This is a genomic window from Nonomuraea ceibae (genome assembly GCF_019396325.1).
Classification (GTDB): Bacteria; Actinomycetota; Actinomycetes; order Streptosporangiales; family Streptosporangiaceae; genus Nonomuraea; species Nonomuraea ceibae.
In genome coordinates, this window is the sequence record NZ_JAHKRO010000101.1 from 1 (window position 1) to 25794 (window position 25794).

Consider the following 25794-nt stretch of genomic DNA (forward strand, 5'->3'; position numbering starts at 1 on the left):
GGCGCCGGCCACGGCCGCCGCCACGGTCGCGGCCGTGGCCACCAGGTCGATGCCCGCCGCCTCGCCCAGCGCCGCGCCCAGCGCCTCGGCCACCATGTCGTGGTCCTCCACCAGCATCAGCCGGATCGGGCCGGTCGCCGGGGGGCGCGGTAACTGCGTCATGCGGGCTCCGTTCGCTGAGGGCCGGTCACCGGGCCCGTCCATTGTCCGCGATCCCGCCGGAGGCCCGCGAGACCCCTGCCTGCGTCCGGGGGCGACCGAACCGGGCTCGGTCTGTGGCCGTGAGGGGAGCCTGTTGTGCCCTGAAGAGGTCTTCTGTATGGACAAACCCGGCGGAGAGCATTGGTAGGGTATTCGGGATATTTCCGGACTTGATGGGTGGGATAGACCGGTGGAGGTCGAGCAGACGGCACTGCCCGGGATCGGGCTGCGCCATGATTTCACCACCCAGTCCGGCAAACGCGTCGGTGTCGTCTCGCACCGCACCGGCCGCCGCGACCTGGTGATCTACGACCGCGAGGACCCCGACCGCGCCTGCGAGGTCGTCAAGCTGAACGACGAGGAGGCCGACGCCCTGGTCGAGCTCCTCGGCGCCCCCCGCATCGTGCAGCGGCTCAACCAGGCGCATCAGGAGGTCGAGGGGCTGGTCAGCCTCCAGCTCGTGATCCCGCCGGGCTCCCCGTACGCCGACCGCCCGATGGGCGACGCCCGCGTCCGGACCCGCACCAACGCCTCCATCGTGGCGGTGGTGCGCAACGGGAACGTGGTCGCCAGCCCGGGCCCCGGTTTCGTGTTCGCTGCCGGCGACATCGTCGTCGTGGTGGGCACCGCCGACAGCACGTCCGAAGTCGCCGACATCCTGGCCGAAGGTTAAGGGCCGCGGGTGCACCACACCGCCATCCTGTTTCTCGAATTCGGTGCCGTACTTCTTGGTCTGGGTGTGCTGGGCGCGCTGGCGTTGCGCGCCGGCATCTCGCCCATCCCCCTCTATCTGATCGCCGGCCTGGCCTTCGGGACGGGCGGCGTGCTGCCGCTGGCCACCAGCGAGGAGTTCATCTCCGTCGGCGCGGAGCTGGGCGTCGTCCTGCTGCTGCTGACGCTGGGGCTCGAGTACAACGCCGACGAGCTCGTCACGAGCCTGAAGAGCAACGCCCGCGCGGGCATCGTCGACCTGGTGCTCAACGCCGCGCCCGGGGCGATCTGCGCCCTGCTGCTCGGCTGGGGCCCGGTCGCGGCCGTGGCGATGGCGGGCGTCACGTACGCCACCTCGTCCGGGATCACCGCGAAGGTCCTGTCCGACCTGGGGTGGATCGGTAACCGCGAGACGCCCACGGTGCTGTCGCTGCTGGTGTTCGAAGACCTCACGATGGCGATCTACCTGCCGGTGCTGACGGCTATGCTCGCCGGGCTCAGCCTGGTCAGCGGCGCGGTGACGGTGGCGATCGCGCTGGGCACCGTGAGCGTGGTGCTGCTGGTCGCGCTCAGGTTCGGCAAGTGGATCGAGGCGTTCGTCTCCAGCCCGAACTCCGAGGTGCTGCTGCTGAAGGTCGTCGGCCTGGCGCTGCTGGTGGCCGGGCTGGCGCAGCAGCTCCAGGTGTCGGCGGCGGTCGGCGCGTTCCTCGTCGGGATCGCGCTGTCGGGTCAGCTCGCGCACGACGCGCAGGCGCTGCTCGCGCCGCTGCGCGACCTGTTCGCGGCGGTCTTCTTCGTCTTCTTCGGCCTGCAGACCGACCCGGCGAAGATCCTCCCGGTGGCCGGGCTGGCCGCCGCCCTCGCGCTGGTCAGCATGATCACCAAGCTGCTGACCGGCATGTACGCGGCCCGCCGGGCGGGGATCTCGAAGGCCGGTCAGGCGCGGGCCGGCATCGCGCTGGTGCCGCGCGGCGAGTTCAACATCGTCATCGCCGGTCTGGCGGTGGCGGCCGGGGCGCATCCCGACCTCGGGCCCCTGGCGGCGGCGTACGTGCTGATCCTGGCGGCGTTCGGCCCGCTGGCGGCCAAGCTGGTGCAGCCGCTGTTCGAGGCCATCGCCAAGCGCGCCTGACCCCGGGCGCGTTTTCTGTCGGTGGGCGATGGCAGGCTGGTCGTCCGAGGTGAGGGCAGGGCGCGGAAGGGGTGACGGGCTGGATGGCCGACCGCAAGCACGGGGTCCCGGCGCCGCCGACGGAGTCGGCGATCAGGTCCGCCGACTGGGACGGCCGTGAGCTGATCCGCGAGACCTATCACCGGGTGCTGTTCGTCGACGTCGACATGACCGAGCTGGTCGACCGGGGCTCGGCGTTCGAGGAGTGCACGTTCAGCAACGTGCGCTTCAACGTCTCCGAGCACGAGGACGCCAGCTTCCTCAACTGCACGTTCTCGCGTTCCTCCTTCTTCGACGCGACGTTCCGCGGCTGCAAGCTGACCGGCAGCATGTTCGACGGCTGCACGTTCGGCCTGTTCAAGGTCGAGGGCGGCGACTGGTCGTTCGCCGGCCTGCCGGGCGCCGACCTGCGCGGCAGCTCCTTCCACGGCGTCCGGCTGCGCGAGGCCGACCTGACCGGGGCCCGGCTGGAGGGCTCGAAGGTCAAGCGGTGCGACCTGTCGGGCGCGTGGCTGCACAGCGCCGACCTCACCGGCTGCGACCTGCGCGGCAGCGACCTGGGCAGCCTCGACCCGCACGTCACGGCGGTCGATCGGGCGATCATCGACCCCTTCCAGGCCACGGTCGTCGCGAGCGCCCTGGGCTTCACGGTGACCGGCTGAGCCTCGCCCCTCATTCGTGGGGTTGACCGGATGGTTCACGCGGCGGACAGTCGCGTTGTCAGGCCGGCCACGCACGACGGTGAGAGCCGCGCGACGCGTTCTCCTTCGCCGGCCGGTCCGTCTCACCGGCCCGTCCCACCCGCGCGTGCTGCCGTCCAGCCCTCGCTCGCCCGCCGTCCAGCACCCTGAGGAGAAGCATGCAACCGCCCGCCCCCGCAGAACGCCGCCCCACGCGCCGGGTCCGCCGCGCCTTATCGGCGATCGTCGGACTCGTCGCGCTGGTCTTCCTCGTCACCCCGCCCGTCAGCGCCGTCGCGCTGCCCACCCCGCTGCAACTGGTGTCGAACCTCGACCTGGAGTGCTTCAAGACCAGCCCCTACCAGCCGCCCGCCGTCGGGCTGACGCTGCGCCACCTCAACCCGGTGCTCAGCGGCCTGCGCAGCGAGCAGGTCACGCTCGGCCAGCGCGACCAGCTGTGCGTCCCCGTCGCCAAGAACGGCGTGATCCCGCCGGACGGGGTGCTCGACTTCATCCGGTTCGTGGACCTGTCGTGCTACCGGGTCACCGGGCCGGCGGCGAACAAGCCGCTCGTGCTCAGCCAGCTCAACCCCGTCCTGCGTGACGTGCCGCGCAAGCAGATCACGCTGAACCGGCCGGAGCAGCTGTGCGTCCCGGTCGCCAAGAACGGCGTGCTGCCCCCGGCGGAGGTGCTGCGGGTCGTCAGCCACGTCGACCTGCTCTGCTACGGCGCCACCCCGAACGTGCCGATGAACAGGGCGCTGACGCTCCAGCAGCTCAACCCGGTGCTCGTCGGCAAGATCCCGACGGCGGACGTGCGGGTGAGCTACTCGCGCCAGCTCTGCGTGCCCGTGTACAAGGGCGGCGACGACATCCCGGCCGACGTGCTGGAGATCGTCCGGTGGATCGACCTGGAGAAGTACGACATCACGGCGCGCGCGATCACGCCCGTCGACCTGGCGCTGCGGCATCTCAACCCGGTGCTCGCCCGCCTGCCCGAGGAGCGGGCGACGCTCACCGCGGCGGTCCAGCTCGGCGTCCCGGTCGCCAAGGACGGCCGGATCCCGCCCGGCTGACCGGCGGTTCCGACAGCGGGCCTCGCCGCCGGTGGCGGCGGGGCCCGCCCTGCCGTGCTCAGCCGGTGAGCGCGCGGGGACGCCGGTCCGCGAGCGCGTCGAGCGCCGCGGCCGTGGCGGCGTCGCCCGGCAGGTGGACGACCAGGCGCTGGTCCGCGTCGGGGATCTCCAGGGTCTCCGGCGTCAGCCGCAGCTCGCCGGCCTCGGGATGGACGACCCGGTACGCGCCGGGCTCCGCCGCCGTGAGCGCCGGGCGGCCGGTGAACGCCGCCCCGGCGGTGACGGCGAGCTCGTCCACCAGGGCGCGGGCCTGGACGTCGGCGAGCGCGGCGGCGCGGTGCAGCTCGACGGCCTGCGCGGCGGCGAGGCGTTCCCAGTCCGGGTAGGCGGCCCTGGCCCGCGGATCGGTGAACAGGTGACGGGCCAGGTTGGGCGCCTCGCCGTCGAGCACGCCGAGCGGCCCGGCGAGCCTGGCGTAACCGGTGGTGTGCGCGAGCACGTCGTACACCCGGTTGACCAGCACGGCCGGGGCGGGCTCCAGCCGGTCGAGCACGGCCCGGACGGTGGCGCGCACGGCCCGCGCGGGCGGCTGGTCCATGCCCGGGCACAGGGCGCTCTCACCGGTGTTGACCTTGACGAGATGGTGCAGGTGGAGCCGCTCGCCCGGAGGCAGGCGCAGCGCGTCGGCGAGCGCGCCCAGCACCTGCGGCGACGGCTTGCGGTCGCGGCCCTGTTCGAGCCGGGTGAGGTACTCGACGCTGACGCCCGCCAGCGTGGCCAGCTCGGCGCGGCGCAGGCCGGGGGTGCGCCGCCGGGGGCCCGCGGGCAGCCCCACGTCGGCGGGGCGGACGGCTTCACGGAGGGCGCGCAGGTAGGAGCCGAGCTCGTTGTCACTCACGGGGACGAAGTGTACGGATCGGACGGGCTCAGGGTGGCCCCCGCAGGGCCGGTATCGGGCCGGTCTCCCTCCGGCGCGACCGGCACGGCATCGTGGGCGGGGACCGCTCATGACGAAAGGGTACGAACAACATGCGTTATCGCCTGCTCGGCCGGACCGGGCTGAGGGTCTCCGAGCTGTTCCTGGGGGCCATGACGTTCCGCGAGGCGTCCCCCGAGGTGCGCGAGATGGTCGACCTGTACGCGGAGGCCGGGGGCAACGTCATCGACACCGCCTCGGCGTACGGGGAGAGCGAGGAGGTCGTCGGCGAGCTGCTGGCCGGGCGGCGCGACCGGTTCGTGCTCGCCACCAAGTACACGCTCAGCCGCGACCCCTCCGACCTGAACGCCTCCGGCAACCACCGCAAGAACCTCGTCCTGTCACTCGAACGCAGCCTGCGCCGGTTGCGCACCGACTACGTCGACGTGTTCTGGGTGCACATGTGGGACCGGCACACGCCGATCGAGGAGACCATGCGCGCCCTCGACGACGCGGTCCGCGCCGGGAAAGTCCTGTACGTGGGCATGTCGGACGCTCCCGCGTGGGTGGTCAGCCGCGCCGACACGCTGGCCGAATGGCGCGGCTGGACCCGCTTCGCCGGGCTGCAGGTGCCGTACAACCTGCTGTGGCGCGACATCGAGCGCGAGCTGCTGCCGATGGCCGACGAGCTCGGGATGAGCGTCGCCGCCTGGGGGCCGCTGGCGGGCGGCGTCCTGTCGGGCAAGTTCACCGGCGGCGCGCCGGTCGCGCCCGGCACCCGCGTCGCGCCCGGCTCCCTCGGCGAGCGCGAGCACGCGGCGGCGCGCGCGGTGCTGGAGGTCGCGGCCGAGCTCGGCGCCACGGCCTCGCAGGTCGCCATCGCCTGGACGATGGCCCGCTCGCGCGCCGTCCACCCCATCATCGGCGCCAGCGGCCCCGGCCAGCTCCGCGACAACCTCGGCGCCGCCGCCGTCACCCTGCCCGACGACGCCCTGCGCCGCCTGGAGTCCGCGGTCCCCTTCTCCCTGGGCTTCCCGCTCGACTTCATCGGCGACGCCACCTCCGCCGCCCTCGGCCCCGAATACCGCCTCCTCGACGGCCGCTGACCCACCCCGGGTGCAGCGCGAGCGCGGGCGGTCCGGCGCGGGACGGGGTGCCCACGGCCGCGGGGTCAGGGGGGAGCCAGAGTGTGGGCGATCCGGGTGAGGCTGGGGAGGGCGGCGAGGACGCGGGTGGCGCGGTCGCGGCGGGTGTGCGGGGTGTCGGCGCCGAGGTCGGCGAGGAGGGCGTGGAAGTCGTCCAGCAGGGCCGCCGGGGGCCGCCGGCCCGCTGAGGCGAGTTTGGCGAGGCAGCGGGCGTACGTGGCGACGAGCCAGAAGGCGGCTTCGCGGTGGAGGCCGCGGTCGAGGAGGTCGCGGCTGCCGTCGACGGCGACGGGCCGGCCCGGGCGGCTGATGTCGGAGGAGAAGCGGTAGGCGGGCGCGTGGACCGGGGCGGCGTGGTCGAAGGCGCGTTCGACGGCGGCCAGGTGGCGGCGGGCCCTGGCGGGGGTGAGGGCGGCGCTGCCCAGCAGGTCGAGCAGGTGTTCGTGGCATTCGGGCAGCCCGCGCGCGGCGAGCAGTTCGCCGGCGGCCTCGTAGCGGCGGCGGATGGTCGGGTTGCGCAGCCCGGCGACGAGGAGGACGTGCGCGGTGACGCCGGTGCCGAAGAGCCAGGCGGTGACGTGCGCCTCCTCCGTCATACCCGGGCGGCCGGGGGTGACGACGTCGGCCAGGAAGGCGCGTACCCGGTGCAGCGCGTGGCCGGTCCGGGCGAGGACCCAGCGGCGTTCGGCGAAGCGGCGGGAGACCTCGCGCTGGAGCGCGGTGAGCCGTCCGGCGGGGTCGGCGAGCACGCCGGGCCGGTGGAAGGCGCCCGCGAGGTGGTAGTCGGCGAGGACCGTCTCCGCGTCGGCGACGGCGTCGGCGGGCAGGTAGGAGACCTCCAGCAGCACCCCCTGGTGCCGGAACTTGCCGCCCCCGGCGAGGGGGACGGCGTCGGGGACGGGGTCGAGGGCGACCATCACGTCCACGTCGGAGCCGGTGGGGAGGTCGTCGCCGGGCTCGGCCCACAGGGCGGACCCGGTGAGGAACGCCCCGGCGAACCCGGGCAGCCGCGCCCCCTCGTCGCGCGCCCACTCCCCCGCGACGCGCCGGGCCTCAGCGATCAGCATCCCGCCGAGCCTAGCGCGGCCAGGTTCGCCGTGCCTGTCCTCGGGCAGCCGTAGGGGATGCGCGCTGTGAGCCCGGACCTGGAGCGGCTGGTCCGCCGGGAGCTGATCGACGCCGGGTTCACGATCGAGCGGGCGGCGGCCCCGGCGGACGGCGGGCTGAGCGTGTGGCGGGAGCCGGGCCGCGGGGTGGTGGTCCGGTGGGACGTGCCCGCCCGCGGCGACGGCGCGCGGGGGGCGACGATCCGGGTGGCGGTCCGGCTGGCGTTACGGACGGTCCTGGCGGAGGCGGGGTTCGAGGTGTCGGAGGACGGCGACGGCGCGGAGCTGGTGGTGCTGTCGTCACCGTAGCGGGCGGCCGACCTCGTGCAGGTGGCGCAGCGCCTGCCCCCAGGAGGCGAACAGCCCGGCCTCGGTGTACGGGACGTCCAGGGAGCGGCAGTAGTCGCGCACGATGGGCCGGGCGCGGCGCAGGTTGGGCGCGGGCATGCTGGGGAACAGGTGGTGCTCGATCTGGTAGTTGAGCCCGCCGAGCGCCACGTTGACGAGATGGCCGCCGCGGACGTTGCGTGAGGTGAGCACCTGCTTGCGCAGGAAGTCGAGCTCGTCGTCGGCGGTCAGGACCGGCATGCCCTTGTGGTTGGGGGCGAACGTGCAGCCGAGGTAGACGCCGAAGCACGCCTGGTGGACGAGGAGGAAGACGAGCGCCTTGCCCACGGGCAGGACGGCGAAGACGGCGGCCAGGTAGGCGACGTCGTGGGCGATGAGCAGGGCGGCCTCGGTGCCGCGGTTCTTGAGCGTGGGGCGGCGCAGCGATCGCAGGCTGGAGACGTGCAGGTTGAGTCCTTCGAGCGTCAGCAGCGGGAAGAACAGGAACGCCTGCCACCGGCCGACGAAGCGGGCCACGCCGCTGCTGTTCTCGGCCTGCTTGACGGACCAGACGAGCACGTCGGGCGAGACGTCGGGGTCGTGGTCCTCGTGGTTGGGGTTGGCGTGGTGGCGGGTGTGCTTGTCGGTCCACCAGCCGTAGCCGAGGCCGATGCCGAGGTTGCCGGCGATGAGGCCGGCGACGCGGCTGCGGCGGCGGGAGCGGAACACCTGGCCGTGCGCCAGGTCGTGGGCGAGCAGCGCGACCTGGGCGAACATCACGGCGAGGAAGACGGCGACGAGGATCTGCCACCAGGAGTCCCCGACGAGGGCGAAGGCGGTCCAGCCGCCGGCGAACAGGGCGGCCACCAGGGTCATGCGGACGGCGTAGTAGACGGGCCTGCGCTCCAGGAGCCCTGCCTGGGCGATGCGGCGGGACAGGCCGGCGAAGTCGCTGCCCTGCCGGGCCGGGCGTGCCGGGGCTTGGTCGATCGTCATATCGCTCAAGCATCGCGGTCGCGCCCGGCCGGCGGACTGCCGCTGCCACCCGTCTTCGCGGTAGGGCTGGCCCTACCGCGGCGGGGTTCAGAGGCGGGTGACGAACTGCTCGTCCATCGGCGGCGTGTCGCCGAACACGTGCAGGTCCTGGCGGAACGTCCGCAGGTAGGCGTCCCTGTCGTGGTAGGTCCCGGCCAGGGCGTCGCCGTAGTCGATGAGCTCGCCGTGCGCGCGCCTGCGCGGCTCGTACGCGTCCTCCAGCGCCTTCTCCAGCCGGGCGGGGTCGCCTCCGGCACCGATGACGGCCTCGGCGAGGATCTCGGCGTCGTGCAGCGTGTAGCTCATGCCCATGCCGGTCATCGGGTGGCAGGCGAACGCGGCGGAGCCGAGGAGCGCGGCGTTGCCCCGGTGGTAGGCGGGCACCCGCATGGCGGAGATGGGGATCGTCTGCCAGGCGGCGTTGCCGAGCACGTCGAAGGCGTCGGCGTTGTCGGTGACGAACGAGCGGAGGCCGTCGAGCAGTTCGGGCGTGCTGGGCTCGGCCTCGCCGGGCAGGCCGACGAACACCCTGGCCTGGTCCTGGTCGACCGGGTACAGGTAGCTGAACCAGCCTCTGGAGTCGAAGTAGAGCCGGTTGAGCTGGGCGATGCTGGCCGTCAGCGGCACGGTGGCCACGCGCAGCAGGTGCGGGTAGGCGGTGGTCTTCCTCTCGACGCCGAGCGCCTGGCGCACGGCCGAGCGGGTGCCGTCGGCGCCGATGACGACGCCGGCGCGCAGCTCGCGGCCGTCGGCGAGGACCAGGTGGCCGATGTTGTCGCCGTCGGTGGCCAGGTGGTCGATGCGGGCGTCGAACAGGAACTCGACGCCTTCCATCGCGCAGGAGGAGTAGATGACCTCGACGAGCTCGCGGTAGGGGCGGATGAGGAACCCGTCGGGGTAGCGGCACTCCTGGATCGGCTGCCCGTCGTGGTAGTAGCGGACGACGTCGCGCTTGAGCGCCTGCCGTTCGACGAGGCCGATGAGGCCGTGGCGGGCGAGCACCTGCATGCCGGGGCGCTTGACGAAGTCGGCGCCGGCGGTGGGGACGGACGGCCCCTGCTCCACGACGACGACGTGCTTGCCGCCGCGGCCCAGCAGCAGTGCCAGGAAGCAGCCGCCGAGCCCGGCGCCGACGATCGCGACGTCGCAGGATGTCATTGCCATGACGAGAGCCCTTCTGATGATCGGACGAGACGCGTGCCCCCATGGGCGCGGGTGGACGAGCCGGGGGTGGCCCTCATGGCATGGGCCTGGGCTCGCCGCGGAGCGGGTACGGGATGGGGGGCTCGGCCGGTGGCGGCTGCCGGGCGCTCTCCGGGTTGGGCGGGCAGCAGCGCGTCGGCCTCGGCGGCGACCGCGGCGAGCGTGCTGCGGAGCTCCAGGAGCATGCGGCGCGGCACCAGTACCATGACCTCGCCGGTGGCGTGCGGCATGCGGAGCATCTTGATCAGGGCCAGGCTGCCGATGAGCACCGAGACGGCCACGCACAGCGCGAGCGCGCTGGCGAGTCCGCCCATGGGCCCGGCCATGAACGGGTGGTCGATGACGACCGAGACGGTGGCGACGCCCACGGCCCCGCCGACCATGCGGGACATGACGGCGGCGCCGACCGCGGAGGCGTACTGGTGCGGGTGGGCGGCCAGGGTGGTGGCCATGGAGGTGCCGGGCGCGAGGGCGCCGACGCCGACGCCGACGCCGACGCTGGCGGCCAGGCCCCACAGGGTCGGCCCGGTCTGGGCGAGCGCCACGACGCAGGCGCCTCCGGAGACCGCGGCGCCGAGGTAGATGAGCCCGTACGGCCCGATCTTGCGGACGATCTTGCCGCCGAGCCAGGCGGTGATCACCATGGCGATCGAGGTCGGGGTCAGCCAGAGGGCGACCTCCATCATGGAGAAGCCCACGTGCATCAGGTAGAGCGGCTGGAGGGTGAGCAGCCCGTACGACAGGACGCCGAATCCCCACGTGGCCAGCCAGCCCCAGGCGAACCCGGGCCGGCGCCAGAGCGTCAGGTCGATGGCGGGCACCCGGTGGCGGCGGGCCTGCGCGAGCGCGGCGGCGAGCAGCACGAGGGCGCCGCAGGCGAGCCAGGCCGCGTCGGCTCCCCAGGCGGTGACCTTGGAGATGGCGAGCACGAGCGCGGCGATGGCGGCGGCCAGCAGCACGGCGCCGATCATGTCGGGCCTGCTCCTGGCCTGGGCGCGGGCGCTGCCCTCGGGCAGCCAGGCGCTGGCGACGAGGAGCAGCAGGCCGACGACGACGACGGGCGCGAACAGGGCGCGCCAGCCGAAGGCGCCCGCGAGCCAGCCGGCGCCGGCCTGCATCAGCAGGCAGCCGAGGCCGGAGGCGGAGCTCCACAGCGCGATGGCGCCGCGCCGCTGGTGCTCGGGCAGTTCGCCGAGCAGGACGGCGAGGCTGGCGGGGATCATCGCGGCGGCGCCCGCGCCCTGCACGGCCCGGGCGGCCAGCACGAGCGGCCAGGTGGGCATGGTGAGGGTGGCGATGCCGCCGATGACGAACACGAGCAGCCCGATGACGAGCACGCGCCGCCTGCCGAACAGGTCGGCCCAGCGACCGGCGGTCGCCAGCAGCGCCGCGATCGGGACGAAGGCCGCGCTGGTCAGCCAGACCAGGTCGTTCAGCGGCATGCCGTTGCCGGCGTCGGTGTGGCGCATCAGGCCGACGGCGATCGTGGTGGCCGTGATGTCGGCCATGACCGCCAGCATGACGCCCGCTCCTACGAGCCGGAGCAGGGTTCCGCGCCGGACGGCGGGGCCTCCTGCCTGGATGGCCGCTGGTGACGAGGGCACGTGGTCACCTCCATGAGAGCCTATGGTTGACCGCCGCCGGCGCGGGGTTCCGGCCCTGGCGCGCCGGCCGGCGGACGGGGGTCGGTCAAGCGCTGTAACGTCCGGGCGACACCAGCCCGTACGGGTCCATCGCGGTCTTGAGCCTGCGCAGCATGCCGAGGGTGTCGGGCGTGCTCTGCGCGTAGAGGTCGGCGGCGGAGTTGTCGATGTCGGAGCGGTAGATGGCGCATCCGTGGCCGCGCAGCAGGCCGCCCGCGTCCTGGCGGAGCCGGTGGGCGCGGCTGGCCGCGTCGGCGTCGTCTCGGTCGAAGAAGATCTGGATGACGCCGTTGGCGAGGTTCCTGCTGATCAGGTTCCACTCCAGCATGGCGGCGGTGCCGTTGCACTCGACGGCGGCGCGCAGCACCTGGAGGATGTTGTCGGTGGAGCGCGACTCCATCGGGAGCTGCGGCAGCAGGGCGAGGAAGCCCATCTTGCCGGTGTCGATCTGGTCGCAGGACGTCACGCCGAGCGCCTTGTGCACGCCGCGGCAGGTGGGGATGCCCTGCGCCATGAGCGCCCGCGGGTAGAGCGGGTCGTCGGGCATGACGGCGGTGGCGTCCAGGACGCGCAGGCCCTCGGCGCCCTCGACCTCCAGCAGCGCCTTGCGCAGCAGTTCCTCGGCGAGCTGGACGGTCTCGCCGCTGCCGAGCAGCGGTCCGACGATGGTGAACAGCTCGGGGTCGACGCCGTCGGGGACGGTCCAGCCGCCCCGGCTGGGCACGAGCGCGATGTCGCGGACGCGCAGCAGTCCTTCGGCGGGGTTGCCGCGGCGCAGGAACGTTCCCAGCGCGCCAACGGCCCGGCCGACCTGGTCGCGGGGGATGCGCCCGTGCACGAGGCCGAAGCTGGCGGGCCTGGGCACCAGCGCGATCGCCATGGCGGTGACGATGCCGAGGTTGCTCTGCACGAACGCGCCGGTCAGGTCGGGGCCGGCGACGCGGCCCCGGTAGCGGCCCCAGGTGTCGAGCCCGCCGGTGTGGACGAGGCTGCCGTCGGGCATGACGGCCTCGATGCCGGCGACGTCCTGGATGCGGGAGCGCACGGAGCCGTCGCCGCGTTCGAGGGCGTTGCCGAGCACGGAGGTGTCGGCGCACGAGGCGGTGACGTTGAGCAGCCACGGCGTGTCGCGCAGCTCGGCGGCGAGCTGGGCCTGGGTGACGCCGGGCTCGACGACGGCGAAGCCGTTGTCGAGGTCGAGGCTGCGGATGCGGTCGAGGCCGCTGAGGTCGACGACCACGTTGTCGTCGGTGGAGGGGACGCCCGATCCCATCCCCCAGTTGCGGCCGGTGCTGATCGGGTAGATCCGGTGTCCGTCGGCGGCGGCGCGGCGGACCACGGCGCGCACCTCGGTGACGCTCTGCGGGCGTGCGACACCCGCGATGACGCGTGGACGGTGAGCTCCGACGTCCCGTGCTGCCGACGCCAGTCGCGTTTGACCCTGCATGACACTCCTCTTTGCTGAGATGTCGTCCCGTGTGGTCCCGCCGGTGCGCTCCCGGCGGAATCCCCCCGCTGGTCCCGCGATCAGGCGGTGCGCTTGAGCAAGTCGTCGATGGATCCGATGGCCCGGTGGGAGATCTCCCGGATCTGCTGGAGTCGCTCGGCCACCTGGGTGTCGGGCTCTTCCGGGGGGAGTTCCGGCGGGGCTTCCAGCACGGCGAAGCGCGGCCGGCGCGGCGGGTCGGCGCTGTAGGGGTGGCGGTAGTTGTCGGTGTGGAGGGACATGACGTTGGGCTCCTACCGTGGGGGTGCGGTCAGCCGTGCCTCTGTAAACTTCCACTAATTCTGTGAGTCATGATCCTGCCAATAGCCCCCCTCCTGTCAACTGGCACTTAACGAAGGCGGCTGGTTTACCGTTCGGCAGGCTGGGCAAGCGCCTCGCCCGCCGCAGGGCGCCCCGAACGCCGCTCCAGCCGCGCCCGTGCGCCGTTTCGGCAGGACTCGTCAGGTAAATGCGGCTCATCGCGCCTTTCGTGATCTACAGTCCGGATATGGCGCAAAGGCAAGATGAACGTCCCCTGAGGCCGGGAAAAGGCGACCCCGCGGTTACAGCGGGGGACCCCGATACGCGGGCTCCGTCGCGGTCGTCGCGGCGGCCTGCCTCCTGCCACTGCTGCCCGCGACCCGGAGCGCGGCGGGGGTCGCGTACTGCCGGGTGCCCGACACGCGGCTGACCGAGCCGGGCTGGATCCACCCGGCCCCGCGCCCCCCGGCGGCCGAGCCCGACGCGCGGCAGCGGCTGGACTTCGCCGGCTTCCCGAACGCCGTGGCGATCGACACGGCGGAGGCCGACGGGTCGCCGTCGCAGCGGGTGCTCGTCACGTACTCCCGGAACGCCGACGCCGTGATGGAGTCGTACAAGAGCGCCGAGGCCGCGTCCACGGACGGCGGCCTGACGTTCGGCGCGCCCGCCGACACGCCGCTGCGCGAGGCGCCGATCCAGCTCCACGACGGCGGCCTGTTCGCCACCGCGTACTACCTGACCAGGCAGGACGAGCACACCAACCGGCTCGGCGTGTTCACCTCCCCGGGGCTCGGGCAGCCGTGGACGCGCACCGAGGCCACGTTCACCAGCCCCGGCGAGCTGATCGGCGGCGGGGTGGCGCACGGGCTGCCGATCCAGCTCGCCGACGGCACGATCCTGGTGAGCGTCTACACCCGCTACACCGACACCGGCAAGCACCAGGCCGAGGTGTACGCCAGCGCGGACGGCGGCAGGACGTTCACCCGGCGCGGCGTCATCGCAAGGCCGTCCGGCGTCCACGTGTACAACGAGGCGGCGATCGAGCAGACGGCCGACGGCAGCCTGCTGGCGGTGCTGCGCCGCGAGGGCGGCCAGTACGCCACGCTGGCCACCAGCCGCTCGGCCGACGGCGGCGTCACCTGGTCGCCGGTGCGCGAGCTGACCTTCGCCGGCCAGGACTGCGTGGTGCGCGGGGTGGCGCCGCGGCTGCTGCTGATGCCGGGCGGGACCCTGGTGCTGAGCGCGGGCCGCCCGGACGTGTGGCTGGCGCTCTCACCCGACGGGCTCGGCGAGACGTGGGAGGACCCGCGGGTCACCTACCACAACCGCGACGGCGTCTACGACGCGCACGGCACGTCCGGCTACACCGGCATCGCGGCGGTCGGGCCGCACCGGCTGCTGCAGGTGTTCGACAACTGCAAGCTCCCTGGGCTGCTGCCCGGCGGCGGCCTCAACGAGACCGCCTGCCCGGACAGCGGGCTGTTCGAGCACGGGAGCTGGTACGGGATCCGGCACCGGACGATCGACCTGCCGGAGCCGGCCCCGGGCAGGCTGGACCTGGCGGCGCTGCACCGGTCGGGCGCGCTCACCGTGGAGTCGACGATGACCTGGTCGAGCCCGTCACGCCCGCGCACGCGCGCGGAGGGGGCCTTCGACGGGAGCACCGCCTACTGGTCGGGCGCGGTGGCCGCCGGCAGGCCCGGCACGCTCACGCTCGGCTTCGGCAAGCGGCAGCGGTTCACCCGACTCGGGCTCAGCCTGCGGCCGGGGCATCCGGCGAGCGCCCGCGTGTACGTCTCGGACGACGGGGTCTCCTGGGGCGAGCCGGTGGCGACGGTCACGGACCGCACCGATTACGCGCTGCGCCATGTGACGTTCGACCCGCCGGTCAGGGGCAGGCACGTCAGAATCGTCGCCGAGGAGAGCGCGGGATGCGATTCCGAGATCGGCGCGACCTGCGCGATGCTCAACGAGGTCGAGCTTTATGTCAAGCCTCGCAAAAAGCTTCTGACAGGCAACATGACTGAACTTGACAATTCAATATTCGATTGAATCTCTAACTTTATTGGGAAATGGCGGGAAACGCGGTGCGCTCCCGCCACATCCGGCCCGGCGGCCGCCCGCTCAGCGGTCGCCGCGCCTGTCGCGGTCGCGGCGGACGCCCTCCTCCAGGGGCCTGCCGTCCTGGTCCTGCTCCACGTCGAGGTGCTCCTTGCGGACCTTGCCGCGCACCTTCTCCTCGCGGCTGACCCGTTCCTTGTGCACGTGCACCCGCTCGACCGGCGTGGTCTCGGTCCCGACGACGGGCCGCTCCTCGTACAGGGTGATGACCTCCTCGTCCTCGCCGATCCTGGCGTCCGTGGTGCTGCCGTCCTTGATGGGCTCACGCTCGATCACGACCTCGTCGTGCGCGAGCGGCACGGTCTCCTCGACGTCCTCGCTCTCGACGTACTTGCGCAGCCGCACGTGGCCGGCCTCGCGGCGCTCCTTGCCGACGTGCATGTGCTCCTCGGAGCGGGTCATGTCGATGTCGCCCTCGCGATCGCGCTCGCGCCCGCGCATCGCCTGGCCGGCGCCCGCCGCTGTGCCCGCCGCCGTGCCCCTGCCCGTGGTCGTCCCGGTCGTGCCGGTCGTGCCGGTGCCCGTCTCGGGCTTGCGCTGGGTCGGGATGTTCGACGGCTGCAGGCCGTAGTAGCGGTAGAGCGCGGCCTCCTCCTCCAGGGTCAGGCGGTCGTCCACGTCGACGTTGGGCGCGCCCTTGATGGTCTCCTTGTCGTACGGGGCGCGGATCTCCCCGCCCGAGCGGCGCGAGCCGGCCAGCGGCACGAAGGTCTGCCGCATGCCGAACATGCCGGTGCGCACCGTCACCCACTCCGGCTCGCCGGTGCGGTCGCTGAGGAAGACCTGGCCCACCTTGCCGATGTGCTGGCCGTCCGAGCCGATGACATGGCAGTCGAGCAGACTGCGGATCTCTGTTTGCATAGCCACGACGATTCCCCCGAATTGTTCGTCCCGCGGCCTATGTCATGGCCGACAGGTGGCTCAAATCGGACAAATACCCCGCATTTCTATAAGCGCACGCCTGACGGGCAGGTTTTGCCGGATCCCGGGATTCAGTTCCCCGCCCCGGCCTCCTTGATCATGTCCAGATGGTGCTGCAGCTTGGGCAGCGCGTCCTCGGCCATCGCCTTCACCTCGGGCGAGGAGCCCTTCTTCAGCTCCACCTGCGTCTCGGCGACGGCCTTGCGGTGCTCGGCCCGCATCGCCGCGAGGAACTCCTCGTCGAAGTCCGCCTTGGCGGCCGACTCCAGCGCCTGGATGACCTTCTTCTGCGTGCTCGTCGCGCTCGACGGCAGCTTGACGCCCAGCTTCCCGGCGGCGGCCGTGAGCTGCTCGTCCAGCGCGGTGTGGTCCTTGACCAGCAGCTCGCCCACCTCCTTGACCTTGGCCCCGGTCGCCTTGTCCGCCGCGAGCTCACCGGCCTGGATCTCGGCCAGGTTGCCCTGGTGGATCTTCTTCATCCAGATCCGGTCCTGGTCGGACAGCGCCCCCGGGGAGGCCGTGCCCGTCGCCGTGGGCGAGGGGGCGGGCGACTGCAGCCCCGCCGAGGTCCTGGCGTCGGCGCAGCCGGACACGGCGGCAGCGGCGGCCCCCGCCGCCACCAGCAGGGCAAGAGATCGGATACGCATGAACGGTCCCCCGAATCACTGTCAGCGAGATGTCAACCACGAACAGTAATAAGGTGTTCGCGTTCTCCGCCGCGCCATGCCGCGCCGGGCGGCGCGCACCGAACGGTAAAGATTTCGGCCGCGGATGGTTGGGTCCGGTGGAAGGGGGAAGGGCAGGCAACTCATGTACGTCGAAAACGAGGAGGAGCCCTGGTGCTCACCCTGACAGCCAACGCAGCGCAGGCCATCCGCGACCTGACGGCGACGGCGCCTCAGCCGGCCCAGAGCGGCATCCGCATCTCGTCCCAGGGCGACAGCGCGAACTCGCTGACCCTGTCGCTGGCGACGGCTCCGGAGCCGGCCGACGAGGTGGTGGAGGCCGAGGGGGCCCGCGTCTACCTCGACCCGGTGGCCGCCACGGTGCTGGAGGACAAGTCACTCGACGCGGGCGCCGACGACCAGGGGGCGGTGTCGTTCCTGGTCACCGACCGCCCAGCCTGACCACACACGCTTCCGGTCCGGTACGCGCCCGTACCGGACCGGCGGCGTGTCAGGCGGACAGCAGCTTGTGCAGGTAGCGGAGCTGCTCCTCACGCTGGTAGCCGCTGCCGCCCTCGTGGTCGTTCCACGGCCAGACGGTGATCTCCTTGGCGCCCTGCCAGTGGTTGTAGCCCGCGAACACCGTCGAGGGCGGGCAGGTCTGGTCCATCAGCGCCACCGAGTACAGCGCCGGCACCCGGCCGCGGGCGGCGAAGTTCATCCCGTCGAAGTACGACAGCGTGCGGAACACCTGGTCGGCGACCTCGCGCCGGCTCGCCAGGAAGCGCACGACCTCCTGGTACGGGTCGCGGTCGGTGATCTCGACGGCCCGGCGGAAGTGCGTCAGGAACGGCACGTCGACGAGCGCCGCCAGGACCCCCGGGTGCAGCGCGGCCGTGGCCTGCGCGATGCCGCCGCCCTGGCTGCCGCCGGAGACGACGATCCGGCCGGGATCGACGGCGGGGTGCTCCGCCGCCGCGTCGACCGCCCGCACCGCGTCGGTGAACACGCGCCGGTAGTAGTAGTCGTCCGGGTCCATGATCCCGCGCGTCATCATGCCGGGGGCCTGCGCGTTGGCGCTGCCGTGCGGGTCGGCGGTGGTGCCCGGGCTGGCGAAGTTCGCGCCGCCGTGGCCGCGCGTCTCCATGACGAACACCGCGTACCCGGCCGCCGGCCACAGCAGGTGGTCGTGCGGGAAGCCGCGCCCGCCGCTGTAGCCGATGTAGTGCATGACGCAGGGCAGCGGACCGTCGGCGCCGCGCGGCGTCAGGAACCAGCCGTTGATCCGGTGCCCGCCCCAGCCGGAGAAGGAGACGTCGAACGCGTCCACGTGGGCGTAGGGAGCGTCGTAGGGGGTGTAGACGGCGTCCAGGGCGAACTCGCGCGCCTCGCTCAGCGTACGGGCCCAGAAGTCGTCGAAGTCGGCGGGCTCGTCGCGTTCCGGGCGGTAGTCACGGAGCTGGTCAAGCGGCAGATCGAACAGGGGCACTGCGAAACTCCAGCCTTTGTTGAGGGTCCGGAGATATTTCATCGCATGGACCCTGGTAACCGCTATCCCCCGTTTTCCTGGGTAGTGCGGGCGGATGGACCTCATCGAGACCTCCGACCCCCGGCTGGCCCCCGGCATGATCCTGGACGCGCCGGTCGAGTTCGACGACCTGCTGCTGCGCTTCGGCGACGACTCCGAGTCGCGCGCGGAGCTGACCCTCGACGACACCGGCCGCCCGGTGCTGCGGGTGGGCGGCTACATGACCATGGACGGCACGGTGGTGGCCGAGCGCGTGTGGACGGTGAGCGAGGTCGTCGAGCGCGGCGGGCGCCGCCTCATCCGCCTGGGCCACCCGCTCGACTGAACCGCCGCCTACGCCCGGCAGCCCCCGGCGCGCGCGTCCACCTTCCACACGGCGCCGGGGAACGGCGACATGAAGTGGGTGAGCAGGTCGACCGCGTAGTCGGGCGTCTGGCCGCCGGGGTCCAGGAACGACACCATCTGCGGCCCGACCGCACCGCGCAGCGTGATGGAGTCGCCCTTCCCCCGCGCCGCGAACCCCGGCTTGGCGCTGACCGCCAGGCAGGCGAGCCGGATCCCGGCCGCCGCGATCTGCGGACGGGTGGAGATGCGGCGCAGCCGCTGGTCGTAGCGGCGCGGCGCGAGCGACCTGGCCGCGCCCAGGCGCACCGACTCGCGGAAGACGTCCGCGCCGACCTCCCGGCTGAGCCGGACGCCCAGCGTGACGTCCGGCCGCAGGTCGACGCCGCGGGCACGCAGCGTGAGCCGGTCGTAGGCGCCCTCGAAGCCGGGCGTCAGGTAGCCGAGCGCCGCCGGCGCCTTCAGCCCGAACGGGACCCGCCCCGGCCGCACCGTGAGCCGCGACACCTTCCGCACGGCCAGCGACAGGTCGGCGACGGAGCTGCGGCCGAGCGCGAAGTCGCCGTTCACCTGGTAGGACAGGAAGCCGCCGGTGTAGGGGACGTCCTGGGCGGCGCGCACCCGCTGGCGGGCGACCGGGTCGACGGTGAGCCCGGCGCGCAGCGCGACCCGGCCGGTGGGCACCGGCCGCGACACCAGGTCCACCGACAGGTCGGGGCCGAGCCTGACGGTGGTGTCGGCGGCCAGGTCGGTGACGGAGAGCGACACGTGCCCGAGCCGCCCGGACCGGTCGGCCAGCCCGCCGTCCACGCGGAGCAGGCCGTCGAGCGTGGACAGGCCTCCTTCGGCCTTGTACGTGACGGCCGGGACGCGCAGCCCGGTGGCCGAGGCGTCGGCGTCCACGCCGAACCGGGCGGGCACGTCGGTGAACCGCAGCTCCCCGCTCCCGGCTCCCGGGACCGTCACCTGGGCGCTGAGCCGCTCGACCGGCGCGGAGTTGATCACCCTGACGCGGGTCCGCGCCCCGTACGTGCCGTGGACGGCCACGGCGGCGGGCACCGGCGCGACGGCGACCCGCCCGCGCGCGCCCCCGGCCTCGGCGTGCGCGGTGAGCGCGCCCAGCGTGGCCGCCGGCTCGACGCGGTAGGCGGCCTCGACGACGTTCCCCTGCGGGCCGGGCGTCACGCCGAACGGGCCCAGGGACATGCGGGTGATCCGCGACGGCAGCCCGGTGAGCCGGGCGGCGACCTTGACCGGCGCGGGCGGCAGGACCGTCCCGGCCAGGTAGAGCCCGAGGCCGCGGCCGCCCGGCCGGTAGCCGTCGAAGGTGAACGTCCTCCTGGCCGGGTCCACCGTCACCTTCTCCGGCAGCCCGGCCACGTCCAGGTGGGCCCGGACGGCGAAGCAGCCCCGTTCGGCGCAGAACGCGCCCGGCGCGCACCCCCGCGTGCCCGGCCGGCAGCCGCCGTCGACGAGCGAGATGCCGTCGTCCAGCGCGGGCGCGTCCTTCAGGTCGCGCAGCGCCCCGGTCTTGCCGGCCCAGGCGCGGGCGCGCACGTCCATGCGGGTGCCCGAGTACGTGACCTGCCCGCCCGACACCGAGACCGCGAGCCGCCCGGGCGCGGGCCCGGCGGTGCCGAGCAGCCCGGCGCGCACGTCGCCGCGCGTGACGTCGGCCGACAGCGCGAGCGTCTGCCGGGCGGCCCGGACGTCGGCGGCGAACCCGCCGTCCGACGGCGTGAACGCGACCGAGCGCAGCCCCTTGACCCGCACGGCGGCGTCCAGGTCGCCGGACTCCTCGTCGTAGTGGGCGGCCAGGTGCGGCCCCGCCGGGACCTTGGCGCCGTCGTGGTTGGTGAACGCGAGCGCCGCCGAGCCGACCGGCCCGGACAGGCCGCGGAAGCGGTAGCCGCGCGGGTCCCAGGAGGCGTCGAAGCGGGCCGGCACGCCGGTCACCCGGGCGGCGGCCCGCACCTTCCGGCCGCCGGCGGTGACGCGGGCGAGCGCGTCCACCGATCGGACGGGCGCGCCGGAGGTCCAGGTGAGCGTCCTGGCGGCGGTGTCGGCGACGAGCTCGGCGCGCCTGCCGGGGCCGGTCACCGTGGCGCTCAGGTCGTCGCCACCGCGCCGGGCGCGCAGCCGGATCTCGCGCAGCGGCGCGGACCCCGAGACGGCCGCCCTCGACCGCTCCCCCAGCTCCCACGACGCGCCGGCGTCGCCGCGCACGCCCCGCGCGGTGACGTCGACGGCGAGGGCGGAACGGGTGTTGGCGTAGGCGGCGCGCACCTCGCCGATCGTGCCGGCGGACCGGTAGACGGCCTTGCCCGCCGGGTCGAGCGTGACCTCCACCTCGTGCGGCGTGTTCGACAGCTCCAGCCTGGCCCGGTGCGCCCCGTCGACGCTCGCCGCGCCGGTGAACGGCCGGCCGCCGCCCGACTCCAGCCGCGCCCGCGGCCGCGCCCCGTACGTGACGTCGAACGCCGACAGCTTGGTCAGCAGCGCCGAGACGCCGAACGCGGCGCCGTCCTTGATCATGGTGACGTGGCCGCCGCGCGGGGTGGCGAGCGCGCCGCCGCCGCGCTGGAGCACGGCCTCGAACCGGCCCACGGGCGAGCTCGCCGTCAGCCGCACCCGGTGCGCGGCCGGGTCGTTCACCAGGCGCAGCCGGGCGGGCAGGCCGGTGAGCCCGGCGCGCAGCACGGCGCGGCCCGCCGCGCGGTCGTAGTAGCGGACGCGCGCCGCCCCGGCCCGGCCGCGCCCGGTGCCGAACGTCAGCACCTGCCTGCCGCGCTCGGTCGCGTACCGGGCGGTCAGGACCGGCGGCACGTCGCGCAGCTCGACGCTCGCCAGCCGGGTGAGCCGGCCCTCGCTGTAGTGGTGGTCGTGCAGCTCGGCGCGGCCGATCCGGCTCGGCGCGGTGAAGCGCGCCCCGCCGCCCTCCAGCGTCACCCGGGCGCTCCTCGGCATCCGGTCGAGCACCGCCCGGGTCACGCGGCGGCCGGTGACCGCGAGCGCCTCCACCCGGGCCGGGGCCGACGCGGTCACGTCCAGGCGCGGCGAGCCCAGGCTCGCGTCCACCGTGAGACGGCCGGTGGCGGGCGTCTGACGCAGGCTCACCAGCGCCTTCCCGGTCAGCCCCGCCACCGTCGTGGCGGACGCCCCCGGGTCCGTACGGGTCACGCTCGCCTTCACATGGCCGCCCGACAGGTCGACGGTGAACGTGCCCCGGTCGGTGCCGGACAGCAGGCCGCCGAAGCCCACGGAGACGCGGCCGTCGTACTCGGCCCACACCCGGGCCCTGGCGGCCGGGCGGCCGGGCAGCCGCCTGACCGTGAAGCCGAGCCCGACGGCGGACTTCCCCGGCTCGGCCTCGGGCAGCAGGTACGCCGCCACGTCGGCCCTGTCGTCGCCGGTCACGTCCGCGGCCACCGGCTTGGCCAGCGGCTGCGGGCCCGAGCAGGAGACGGGCACCCGCTCGCTCTCCACGCACAGCCGGTACGTCAGGCTGGGAACCTGCTTGGCCAGCTTGCCGAACAGCCCGGCGACGGGGGTCTGCAACGCCAGCGGCGCGGCCCCGTCGGCGGCGGGCAGCACGTCCCGCGGCGACACCGGCCCGCCGTTCTCCCGCCCGTCGTCGCCCGGCCCGTCGTCGCCCGGCCCGTCGTTCTCCGGCCCGTCGTCCGCCTGAGGGTGCGTCTCCGGCGCCCGGGCGCTCTCGCGGGCCTCGGCCTCGACGGCGTCGGCGAGCGCCGGGCCCGCCGGGGTGGTCACCTCGGGGGCCTCCGGGCCGGTCTGCCCGTCGCCGGGGTCGGCCAGGGCGGGCGACGGCTCCAGCGCGACCCGCACCGGCGTGCCGGCCGGCGTGGGCACCGGCGGCACGGTCCCGGCGCGGGGAGTCTGGGCCTCCGTCCGGGCAGGCTGGGCCGCTGGGCGGGCCGGGTCGGCGTGTGCCGGGGCCGGGTGAGGGGTGGCCGCCAGAGCGGCGATCGCCATGGACGTGGAAGCGAGCACGCGGCCCACGGCGTGCCGGCATGGCATGGCGCGAAACCCCCCGAAGTCATCCCGTTACGAATAGAAGTGACGAGACGACCACATATCCTGACTTGTAGTCAAGCCGTGGAGCTCCAGGCTACGCACGGTGAGCACGGAGCCGGGCAGGCGGCGGCGCATCAGGCCGTCAACGCGCGGATGCCGCACCCGTGGCACGGGTGCGGCATCAGCGGTCAGGCCGGGCGGGCGCGCGGGCGCGCCCGCCGGTCAGTCGTCGTCGTGGTTGCGGTCGTGGTGGCGCCAGCCTTCCCACCAGCCGTTACCGTCGTCCCAGCCGCGGTTCCAGTCGCGGTCGTGGTCGTGGTCGTTGTGCGCCCACCACGGCTCCAGCTCGTGCTGCTTGTGGGGCCACACCGGCTTGTGGATGACCTTTCCGGGAGGGCCCTGGGGGCCCTGCGGACCCGCCGGTCCCTGCGGGCCGCGCGGGCCCTCGGGGCCCCTCGGGCCGCGCCGGCAGTGGTGGTGGTGACGGTGGCACTTGTGGCGCCAGCCACCCCACCAGCGGTGGCCCCAGCCGTGCCCGCAGCGGCGGTGACGGCAGCCCAGGAGGGGCTTCTCGTGCGCACCGGTGACCACGCCCGCCTGGACGGCGGTGCCGGCCACCTGAGCCGTGCTGGCGCCGGCGGCCTGCGCCGCCGGGAGAAGCATGACGCTGGCGGCAGCAGTCGCGAGGGCCAGGGTGGCGACCCGCTTGAGCGCGCGCGGCGCTCGACTCTCAGTGTTCATGGGCGATCGTTTCCGTTCATGGGTTTATCGATCTGGACGCGGGGCGCCGACTCGCTCGCTCCGCGACAGCCGCAGACATACCCGCACTCCCGATCACTCTTACCCAGTCGAACAGCAATGGATGATCAAAGGATCGCCATTTCCGCGAGGCGTGAGAGCGAAATTCAATTTGTCCGGATTTAGCGGGACAACAATGGCTCGCAGCCCTTTACGGAAAAAGGCATTTCGCCGGGGTGCGCATGCACCGAACAGGGAAACGAAGTGGCGTATGATCAACGTCTTGGTTCTCGCGGTGGGCCTGGGACTGCCCCTCGCTCCCGCAGTCCCCGCACCCGCGGCGCTCGCGCCCGCCGCCCGCGCGGCCGCCGATCCCGCCGCTCCGGCGGGCGTGCTGCGGCCCGGCGACCGGGGCCCCGCCGTGAAGCAGATGCAGCGGCGGCTGCGGGCCGGCGGCTATTTCTGGGGACAGGCCGACGGGGTCTTCGACGAATCCACCCGGGCCGCGGTGTGGGGGTTCCAGAAGAGCCAGGGAATGCGCCCGCGCAACGTGGCCGACGCCAAGGTGCTGCGCGCCCTGGAACGTCCCCGGAGAATGCGCCCGCTGGTGCCGGGCGGCCCCCGCGACCGGGTCGAGATCGACCTGCGCCGCCAGCTTCTCGCCGTTTACCGCGACCGGCGGCCGGTGCTGGTTTCCCACATGTCGAGCGGCGCCGGGGTGCAGTTCTGCGAGGGCGGCCGCTGCCGGATCGCGCGCACCCCGGAGGGTGACTTCCGGGTGACCAAGCGGGCCCCGGGATGGACGACGGGGCCGCTCGGGTCGATGTACAACTCGCTGTACTTCGTCGGCGGGGTGGCGATGCACGGGTCGACGAAGGTGCCGCTGCGGCCCGCCTCCCACGGCTGCGTGCGGGTGCCGATGGACACCGCCGACAAGCTGTATCGCCTGGTCGACGTGGGTGAGCCCGTGTACGTGCGGCGCGGCGGGAGGTGAGCCGGCCGCCGGGGGCGCGGACCGGCCGGACGGGGTCTCTGCCAGAATGGCCGCATGTCCCCAGCCCGCGCCCTCCTGATCACGGGCACTGTCGGCGCTGGCAAGACCACGGTGGCTGACGCGCTCGGCGACCTGCTCGCCGACGCCCGCGTCCCCGGCGCCGTGCTCGACCTCGACTGGCTGCGCCGCTCCTGGCCGTCGCCGCCCGGCGACCCGTTCAACTCGGCGATGACCGTGCGCAACCTGCGCAGCGTCGCCCGCAACTACCTGGAGGCGGGGGCCGTGCGGCTGGTCCTCGCGGGCGTCATCGAGAGCCTGGAGGAGCGGGGACGCTACCGGGAGGCGCTCGGCGTCGACCTGACCGTGTGCCGGCTGCGCGTCGAGCCCGCCACGCTCCGGCGGCGGCTGGTCCGGCGGCACGACGGCGACGAGGCGCGGCTGCGCTGGCACCTGGCCCGCGCGGGCGAGCTCGACGACATCCTGGACGCGGCCGAGGTCGACGACGTCACGGTGCAGGTGGCGGACGACCCGCCCGCCGCCGTGGCCGCCGCCGTCCTGAAGGCCACCGCCTGGGCCCCCTGACGCCGCCACGAGTCCCGGTACGGCGTTCGGTCAGGTGAGGAGGGGCCGCACCTCTTCCGCGGTGAAGCGGACGAAGCCCGCCGGGTCGGGCTCGTCACCGGTGGGCTGCAGGATCACGGTGTCGGCCCCGGCCTCGGCCAGCCGCGCGGCGGCCTCGGCGATCGCCGCGGCCGGCCCGGCGGCGCCGTACTCCGGCCTGCCGCCGAGGGCGGTCTCGGCCTCGAGCCGGGCGGGCCCGTCGGGGCCGGTGGCGGCGTGCAGGTAGCAGACGAGCTCGTGCCGGTCGTCACGCCCGGCCGCCTCCCGCCCCTCGTCGATGAGCCGGCGCGCCCGCCGTACGTCGTCCGGGGCGGTGCCGGCGACGATGACGGTGCCGTCGGCGGCCTCTCCCGACAGGCGCAGGGTGCGCGGCCCGGTGGCGCCGGCGAGCACCGGCGGCGGCGAGGCGGGCGGCCACACGAGGGCGACGTCGTCGAGCCGCACGTAACGCCCCTGCGTGGTGACGCGCTCGCCGCGCAGCAGCGCCCGGGTGGCCGCCAGGTGCTCGCGCAGCAGCGTGAGCGGCGACTCCACGCGCGCCCCGGTCTGCCCCATCCAGGTCTGCACGCCGTGGCCGAGGGCGACGACGGCCCGGCCGGGGAACATCCGGTGCAGCGCGGCGGCCTCCATCGCGGCCAGCGCGGCGTTGCGCAGCGGGACGGGCAGCAGCCCGACGCCGACGCGCAGCCTGCGGGTCCAGGCGAGCGCGGCGGAGGCGGTGGAGACGCCGCCCTCGAAGAAGCAGTCCTCCCACAGCCACAGCTGCTCCAGCCCGGCGTCGTCGGCGGCCTGGGCGACCTCGCGGAGGCGTTCGGGCGGGAGCTGGGGCCGGAACACGGCGCCGAGTGCGGTCATGTGATCCTTTGTA

General features: G+C 73.9%; 24 protein-coding genes. 11 read left to right on the forward strand and 13 right to left on the reverse strand.

Translation table 11 applies throughout. From position 1 onward, the window contains the following. Window positions 1-391 precede the first annotated feature (391 nt). The 4 genes from KME80_RS38830 to KME80_RS38845 all read left to right on the forward strand — a co-directional run bounded on the left by KME80_RS38830 (window position 392) and on the right by KME80_RS38845 (window position 3839). Entirely contained in the window at window positions 392-874 is a 483-nt protein-coding gene (locus KME80_RS38830; protein WP_219513852.1) for a cation:proton antiporter regulatory subunit, read from the forward strand. 9 nt (window positions 875-883) lie between these two features. Further along, entirely contained in the window at window positions 884-2044 is a 1161-nt protein-coding gene (locus KME80_RS38835) for a cation:proton antiporter (RefSeq protein WP_219513861.1), read from the forward strand. A gap of 83 nt (window positions 2045-2127) precedes the next feature. Further along, window positions 2128-2745 carry a pentapeptide repeat-containing protein gene (locus KME80_RS38840; RefSeq protein ID WP_219513871.1) on the forward strand — a complete coding sequence of 206 codons (618 nt, stop codon included), beginning with the start codon at window positions 2128-2130 and terminating at the stop codon, window positions 2743-2745. A 197-nt stretch (window positions 2746-2942) separates the two neighbouring features. Continuing rightward, window positions 2943-3839 carry a hypothetical protein gene (locus tag KME80_RS38845; protein ID WP_246646465.1) on the forward strand — a complete coding sequence of 299 codons (897 nt, stop codon included), beginning with the start codon at window positions 2943-2945 and terminating at the stop codon, window positions 3837-3839. 58 nt (window positions 3840-3897) lie between these two features. Here the strand turns inward: KME80_RS38845 and KME80_RS38850 are convergent, their stop codons facing one another. After that, complete coding sequence (locus KME80_RS38850) at window positions 3898-4737, reverse strand: helix-turn-helix domain-containing protein (RefSeq protein WP_219513873.1); 840 nt, start codon at window positions 4735-4737, stop codon at window positions 3898-3900. A gap of 131 nt (window positions 4738-4868) precedes the next feature. Between KME80_RS38850 and KME80_RS38855 the strand changes: the two genes are divergently transcribed. Continuing rightward, window positions 4869-5861, forward strand: coding sequence for an aldo/keto reductase (locus KME80_RS38855; RefSeq protein WP_219513881.1), 993 nt, complete (start codon window positions 4869-4871; stop codon window positions 5859-5861). A gap of 65 nt (window positions 5862-5926) precedes the next feature. Here KME80_RS38855 and KME80_RS38860 read toward each other — a convergent pair whose 3' ends face one another. Continuing rightward, a complete protein-coding gene (locus KME80_RS38860) occupies window positions 5927-6967 on the reverse strand; it encodes a hypothetical protein (RefSeq protein ID WP_219513883.1) in 1041 nt (346 codons plus the stop codon). Between the two features lie 66 nt (window positions 6968-7033). On the opposite strand from KME80_RS38860, the gene KME80_RS38865 reads away from it, so the two are divergent. Then, on the forward strand, window positions 7034-7315 hold the full coding sequence (locus KME80_RS38865; protein ID WP_219513885.1) for a hypothetical protein: 282 nt from the start codon (window positions 7034-7036) through the stop codon (window positions 7313-7315). Here the strand turns inward: KME80_RS38865 and KME80_RS38870 are convergent. From KME80_RS38870 to KME80_RS38890, 5 genes are all read right to left on the reverse strand, one after another. Then, window positions 7307-8329: a fatty acid desaturase family protein gene (locus tag KME80_RS38870; RefSeq protein ID WP_219513887.1), complete on the reverse strand. Its 1023-nt coding sequence runs from the start codon at window positions 8327-8329 to the stop codon at window positions 7307-7309. The genes KME80_RS38865 and KME80_RS38870 overlap by 9 nt on opposite strands. Before the next feature lie 87 nt (window positions 8330-8416). Continuing rightward, window positions 8417-9526, reverse strand: a complete 1110-nt coding sequence (locus KME80_RS38875; RefSeq protein ID WP_219513889.1) for an FAD-dependent monooxygenase — start codon at window positions 9524-9526, stop codon at window positions 8417-8419. After that, window positions 9523-11175, reverse strand: coding sequence for an MFS transporter (locus tag KME80_RS38880; protein ID WP_219513891.1), 1653 nt, complete (start codon window positions 11173-11175; stop codon window positions 9523-9525). Before KME80_RS38880 ends, KME80_RS38875 begins: the two co-directional genes overlap by 4 nt. A gap of 85 nt (window positions 11176-11260) precedes the next feature. Then, window positions 11261-12661 carry an FAD-binding oxidoreductase gene (locus KME80_RS38885; RefSeq protein WP_246646466.1) on the reverse strand — a complete coding sequence of 467 codons (1401 nt, stop codon included), beginning with the start codon at window positions 12659-12661 and terminating at the stop codon, window positions 11261-11263. Window positions 12662-12741: 80 nt separating this feature from the next. Further along, window positions 12742-12942 (reverse strand): hypothetical protein, encoded by a 201-nt coding sequence (locus KME80_RS38890; RefSeq protein ID WP_219513901.1) that lies wholly within the window; start codon window positions 12940-12942, stop codon window positions 12742-12744. A 430-nt stretch (window positions 12943-13372) separates the two neighbouring features. Between KME80_RS38890 and KME80_RS38895 the strand changes: the two genes are divergently transcribed. Next, on the forward strand, window positions 13373-15013 hold the full coding sequence (locus KME80_RS38895; RefSeq protein ID WP_219513903.1) for an exo-alpha-sialidase: 1641 nt from the start codon (window positions 13373-13375) through the stop codon (window positions 15011-15013). Window positions 15014-15085: 72 nt separating this feature from the next. Here the strand turns inward: KME80_RS38895 and KME80_RS38900 are convergent, their stop codons facing one another. Both KME80_RS38900 and KME80_RS38905 read right to left on the reverse strand, forming a co-directional pair. Beyond that, window positions 15086-15943, reverse strand: coding sequence for a PRC and DUF2382 domain-containing protein (locus tag KME80_RS38900; protein ID WP_219513911.1), 858 nt, complete (start codon window positions 15941-15943; stop codon window positions 15086-15088). A 131-nt stretch (window positions 15944-16074) separates the two neighbouring features. Beyond that, window positions 16075-16650 (reverse strand): DUF4142 domain-containing protein, encoded by a 576-nt coding sequence (locus tag KME80_RS38905; RefSeq protein ID WP_219513913.1) that lies wholly within the window; start codon window positions 16648-16650, stop codon window positions 16075-16077. A 192-nt stretch (window positions 16651-16842) separates the two neighbouring features. On the opposite strand from KME80_RS38905, the gene KME80_RS38910 reads away from it, so the two are divergent. Then, window positions 16843-17130, forward strand: coding sequence for a Fe-S cluster assembly protein HesB (locus KME80_RS38910; protein WP_219513915.1), 288 nt, complete (start codon window positions 16843-16845; stop codon window positions 17128-17130). A gap of 49 nt (window positions 17131-17179) precedes the next feature. On the opposite strand, the gene KME80_RS38915 is transcribed toward KME80_RS38910, so the two are convergent. Further along, on the reverse strand, window positions 17180-18157 hold the full coding sequence (locus KME80_RS38915) for an acetylxylan esterase (protein ID WP_219513917.1): 978 nt from the start codon (window positions 18155-18157) through the stop codon (window positions 17180-17182). Between the two features lie 94 nt (window positions 18158-18251). Between KME80_RS38915 and KME80_RS38920 the strand changes: the two genes are divergently transcribed. Then, window positions 18252-18521 (forward strand): hypothetical protein, encoded by a 270-nt coding sequence (locus KME80_RS38920; protein ID WP_219513919.1) that lies wholly within the window; start codon window positions 18252-18254, stop codon window positions 18519-18521. Window positions 18522-18529: 8 nt separating this feature from the next. Here the strand turns inward: KME80_RS38920 and KME80_RS38925 are convergent, their stop codons facing one another. Next, window positions 18530-22549 (reverse strand): RHS repeat domain-containing protein, encoded by a 4020-nt coding sequence (locus KME80_RS38925; protein ID WP_219513921.1) that lies wholly within the window; start codon window positions 22547-22549, stop codon window positions 18530-18532. A 246-nt stretch (window positions 22550-22795) separates the two neighbouring features. Next, entirely contained in the window at window positions 22796-23314 is a 519-nt protein-coding gene (locus KME80_RS38930; RefSeq protein WP_219513923.1) for a hypothetical protein, read from the reverse strand. 268 nt (window positions 23315-23582) lie between these two features. Here KME80_RS38930 and KME80_RS38935 point away from each other — a divergent pair, with 268 nt between their 5' ends. After that, a complete protein-coding gene (locus KME80_RS38935; RefSeq protein WP_219513926.1) occupies window positions 23583-24305 on the forward strand; it encodes a L,D-transpeptidase family protein in 723 nt (240 codons plus the stop codon). A gap of 54 nt (window positions 24306-24359) precedes the next feature. Continuing rightward, complete coding sequence (locus tag KME80_RS38940) at window positions 24360-24887, forward strand: AAA family ATPase (protein ID WP_219513927.1); 528 nt, start codon at window positions 24360-24362, stop codon at window positions 24885-24887. Window positions 24888-24917: 30 nt separating this feature from the next. On the opposite strand, the gene KME80_RS38945 is transcribed toward KME80_RS38940, so the two are convergent. Next, a complete protein-coding gene (locus KME80_RS38945; RefSeq protein WP_219513929.1) occupies window positions 24918-25781 on the reverse strand; it encodes an LLM class flavin-dependent oxidoreductase in 864 nt (287 codons plus the stop codon). Between the last annotated feature and the right edge of the window lie 13 nt (window positions 25782-25794).

Excerpts from the sequence above, each read along its gene's own strand:
- KME80_RS38890 (WP_219513901.1), bottom strand. The coding sequence starts at position 12,942 with ATGTCCCTCCACACCGACAACTACCGCCACCCCTACAGCGCCGACCCG.
- KME80_RS38940 (WP_219513927.1), top strand. The coding sequence starts at position 24,360 with ATGTCCCCAGCCCGCGCCCTCCTGATCACGGGCACTGTCGGCGCTGGC.
- KME80_RS38900 (WP_219513911.1), bottom strand. The coding sequence starts at position 15,943 with ATGCAAACAGAGATCCGCAGTCTGCTCGACTGCCATGTCATCGGCTCG.
- KME80_RS38875 (WP_219513889.1), bottom strand. The coding sequence starts at position 9,526 with ATGACATCCTGCGACGTCGCGATCGTCGGCGCCGGGCTCGGCGGCTGC.
- KME80_RS38845 (WP_246646465.1), top strand. The coding sequence starts at position 2,943 with ATGCAACCGCCCGCCCCCGCAGAACGCCGCCCCACGCGCCGGGTCCGC.
- KME80_RS38945 (WP_219513929.1), bottom strand. The coding sequence starts at position 25,781 with ATGACCGCACTCGGCGCCGTGTTCCGGCCCCAGCTCCCGCCCGAACGC.
- KME80_RS38905 (WP_219513913.1), bottom strand. The coding sequence starts at position 16,650 with ATGCGTATCCGATCTCTTGCCCTGCTGGTGGCGGCGGGGGCCGCCGCT.
- KME80_RS38935 (WP_219513926.1), top strand. The coding sequence starts at position 23,583 with ATGATCAACGTCTTGGTTCTCGCGGTGGGCCTGGGACTGCCCCTCGCT.
- KME80_RS38885 (WP_246646466.1), bottom strand. The coding sequence starts at position 12,661 with ATGCAGGGTCAAACGCGACTGGCGTCGGCAGCACGGGACGTCGGAGCT.
- KME80_RS38920 (WP_219513919.1), top strand. The coding sequence starts at position 18,252 with ATGGACCTCATCGAGACCTCCGACCCCCGGCTGGCCCCCGGCATGATC.
- KME80_RS38930 (WP_219513923.1), bottom strand. The coding sequence starts at position 23,314 with ATGAACACTGAGAGTCGAGCGCCGCGCGCGCTCAAGCGGGTCGCCACC.
- KME80_RS38870 (WP_219513887.1), bottom strand. The coding sequence starts at position 8,329 with ATGACGATCGACCAAGCCCCGGCACGCCCGGCCCGGCAGGGCAGCGAC.
- KME80_RS38860 (WP_219513883.1), bottom strand. The coding sequence starts at position 6,967 with ATGCTGATCGCTGAGGCCCGGCGCGTCGCGGGGGAGTGGGCGCGCGAC.
- KME80_RS38840 (WP_219513871.1), top strand. The coding sequence starts at position 2,128 with ATGGCCGACCGCAAGCACGGGGTCCCGGCGCCGCCGACGGAGTCGGCG.
- KME80_RS38855 (WP_219513881.1), top strand. The coding sequence starts at position 4,869 with ATGCGTTATCGCCTGCTCGGCCGGACCGGGCTGAGGGTCTCCGAGCTG.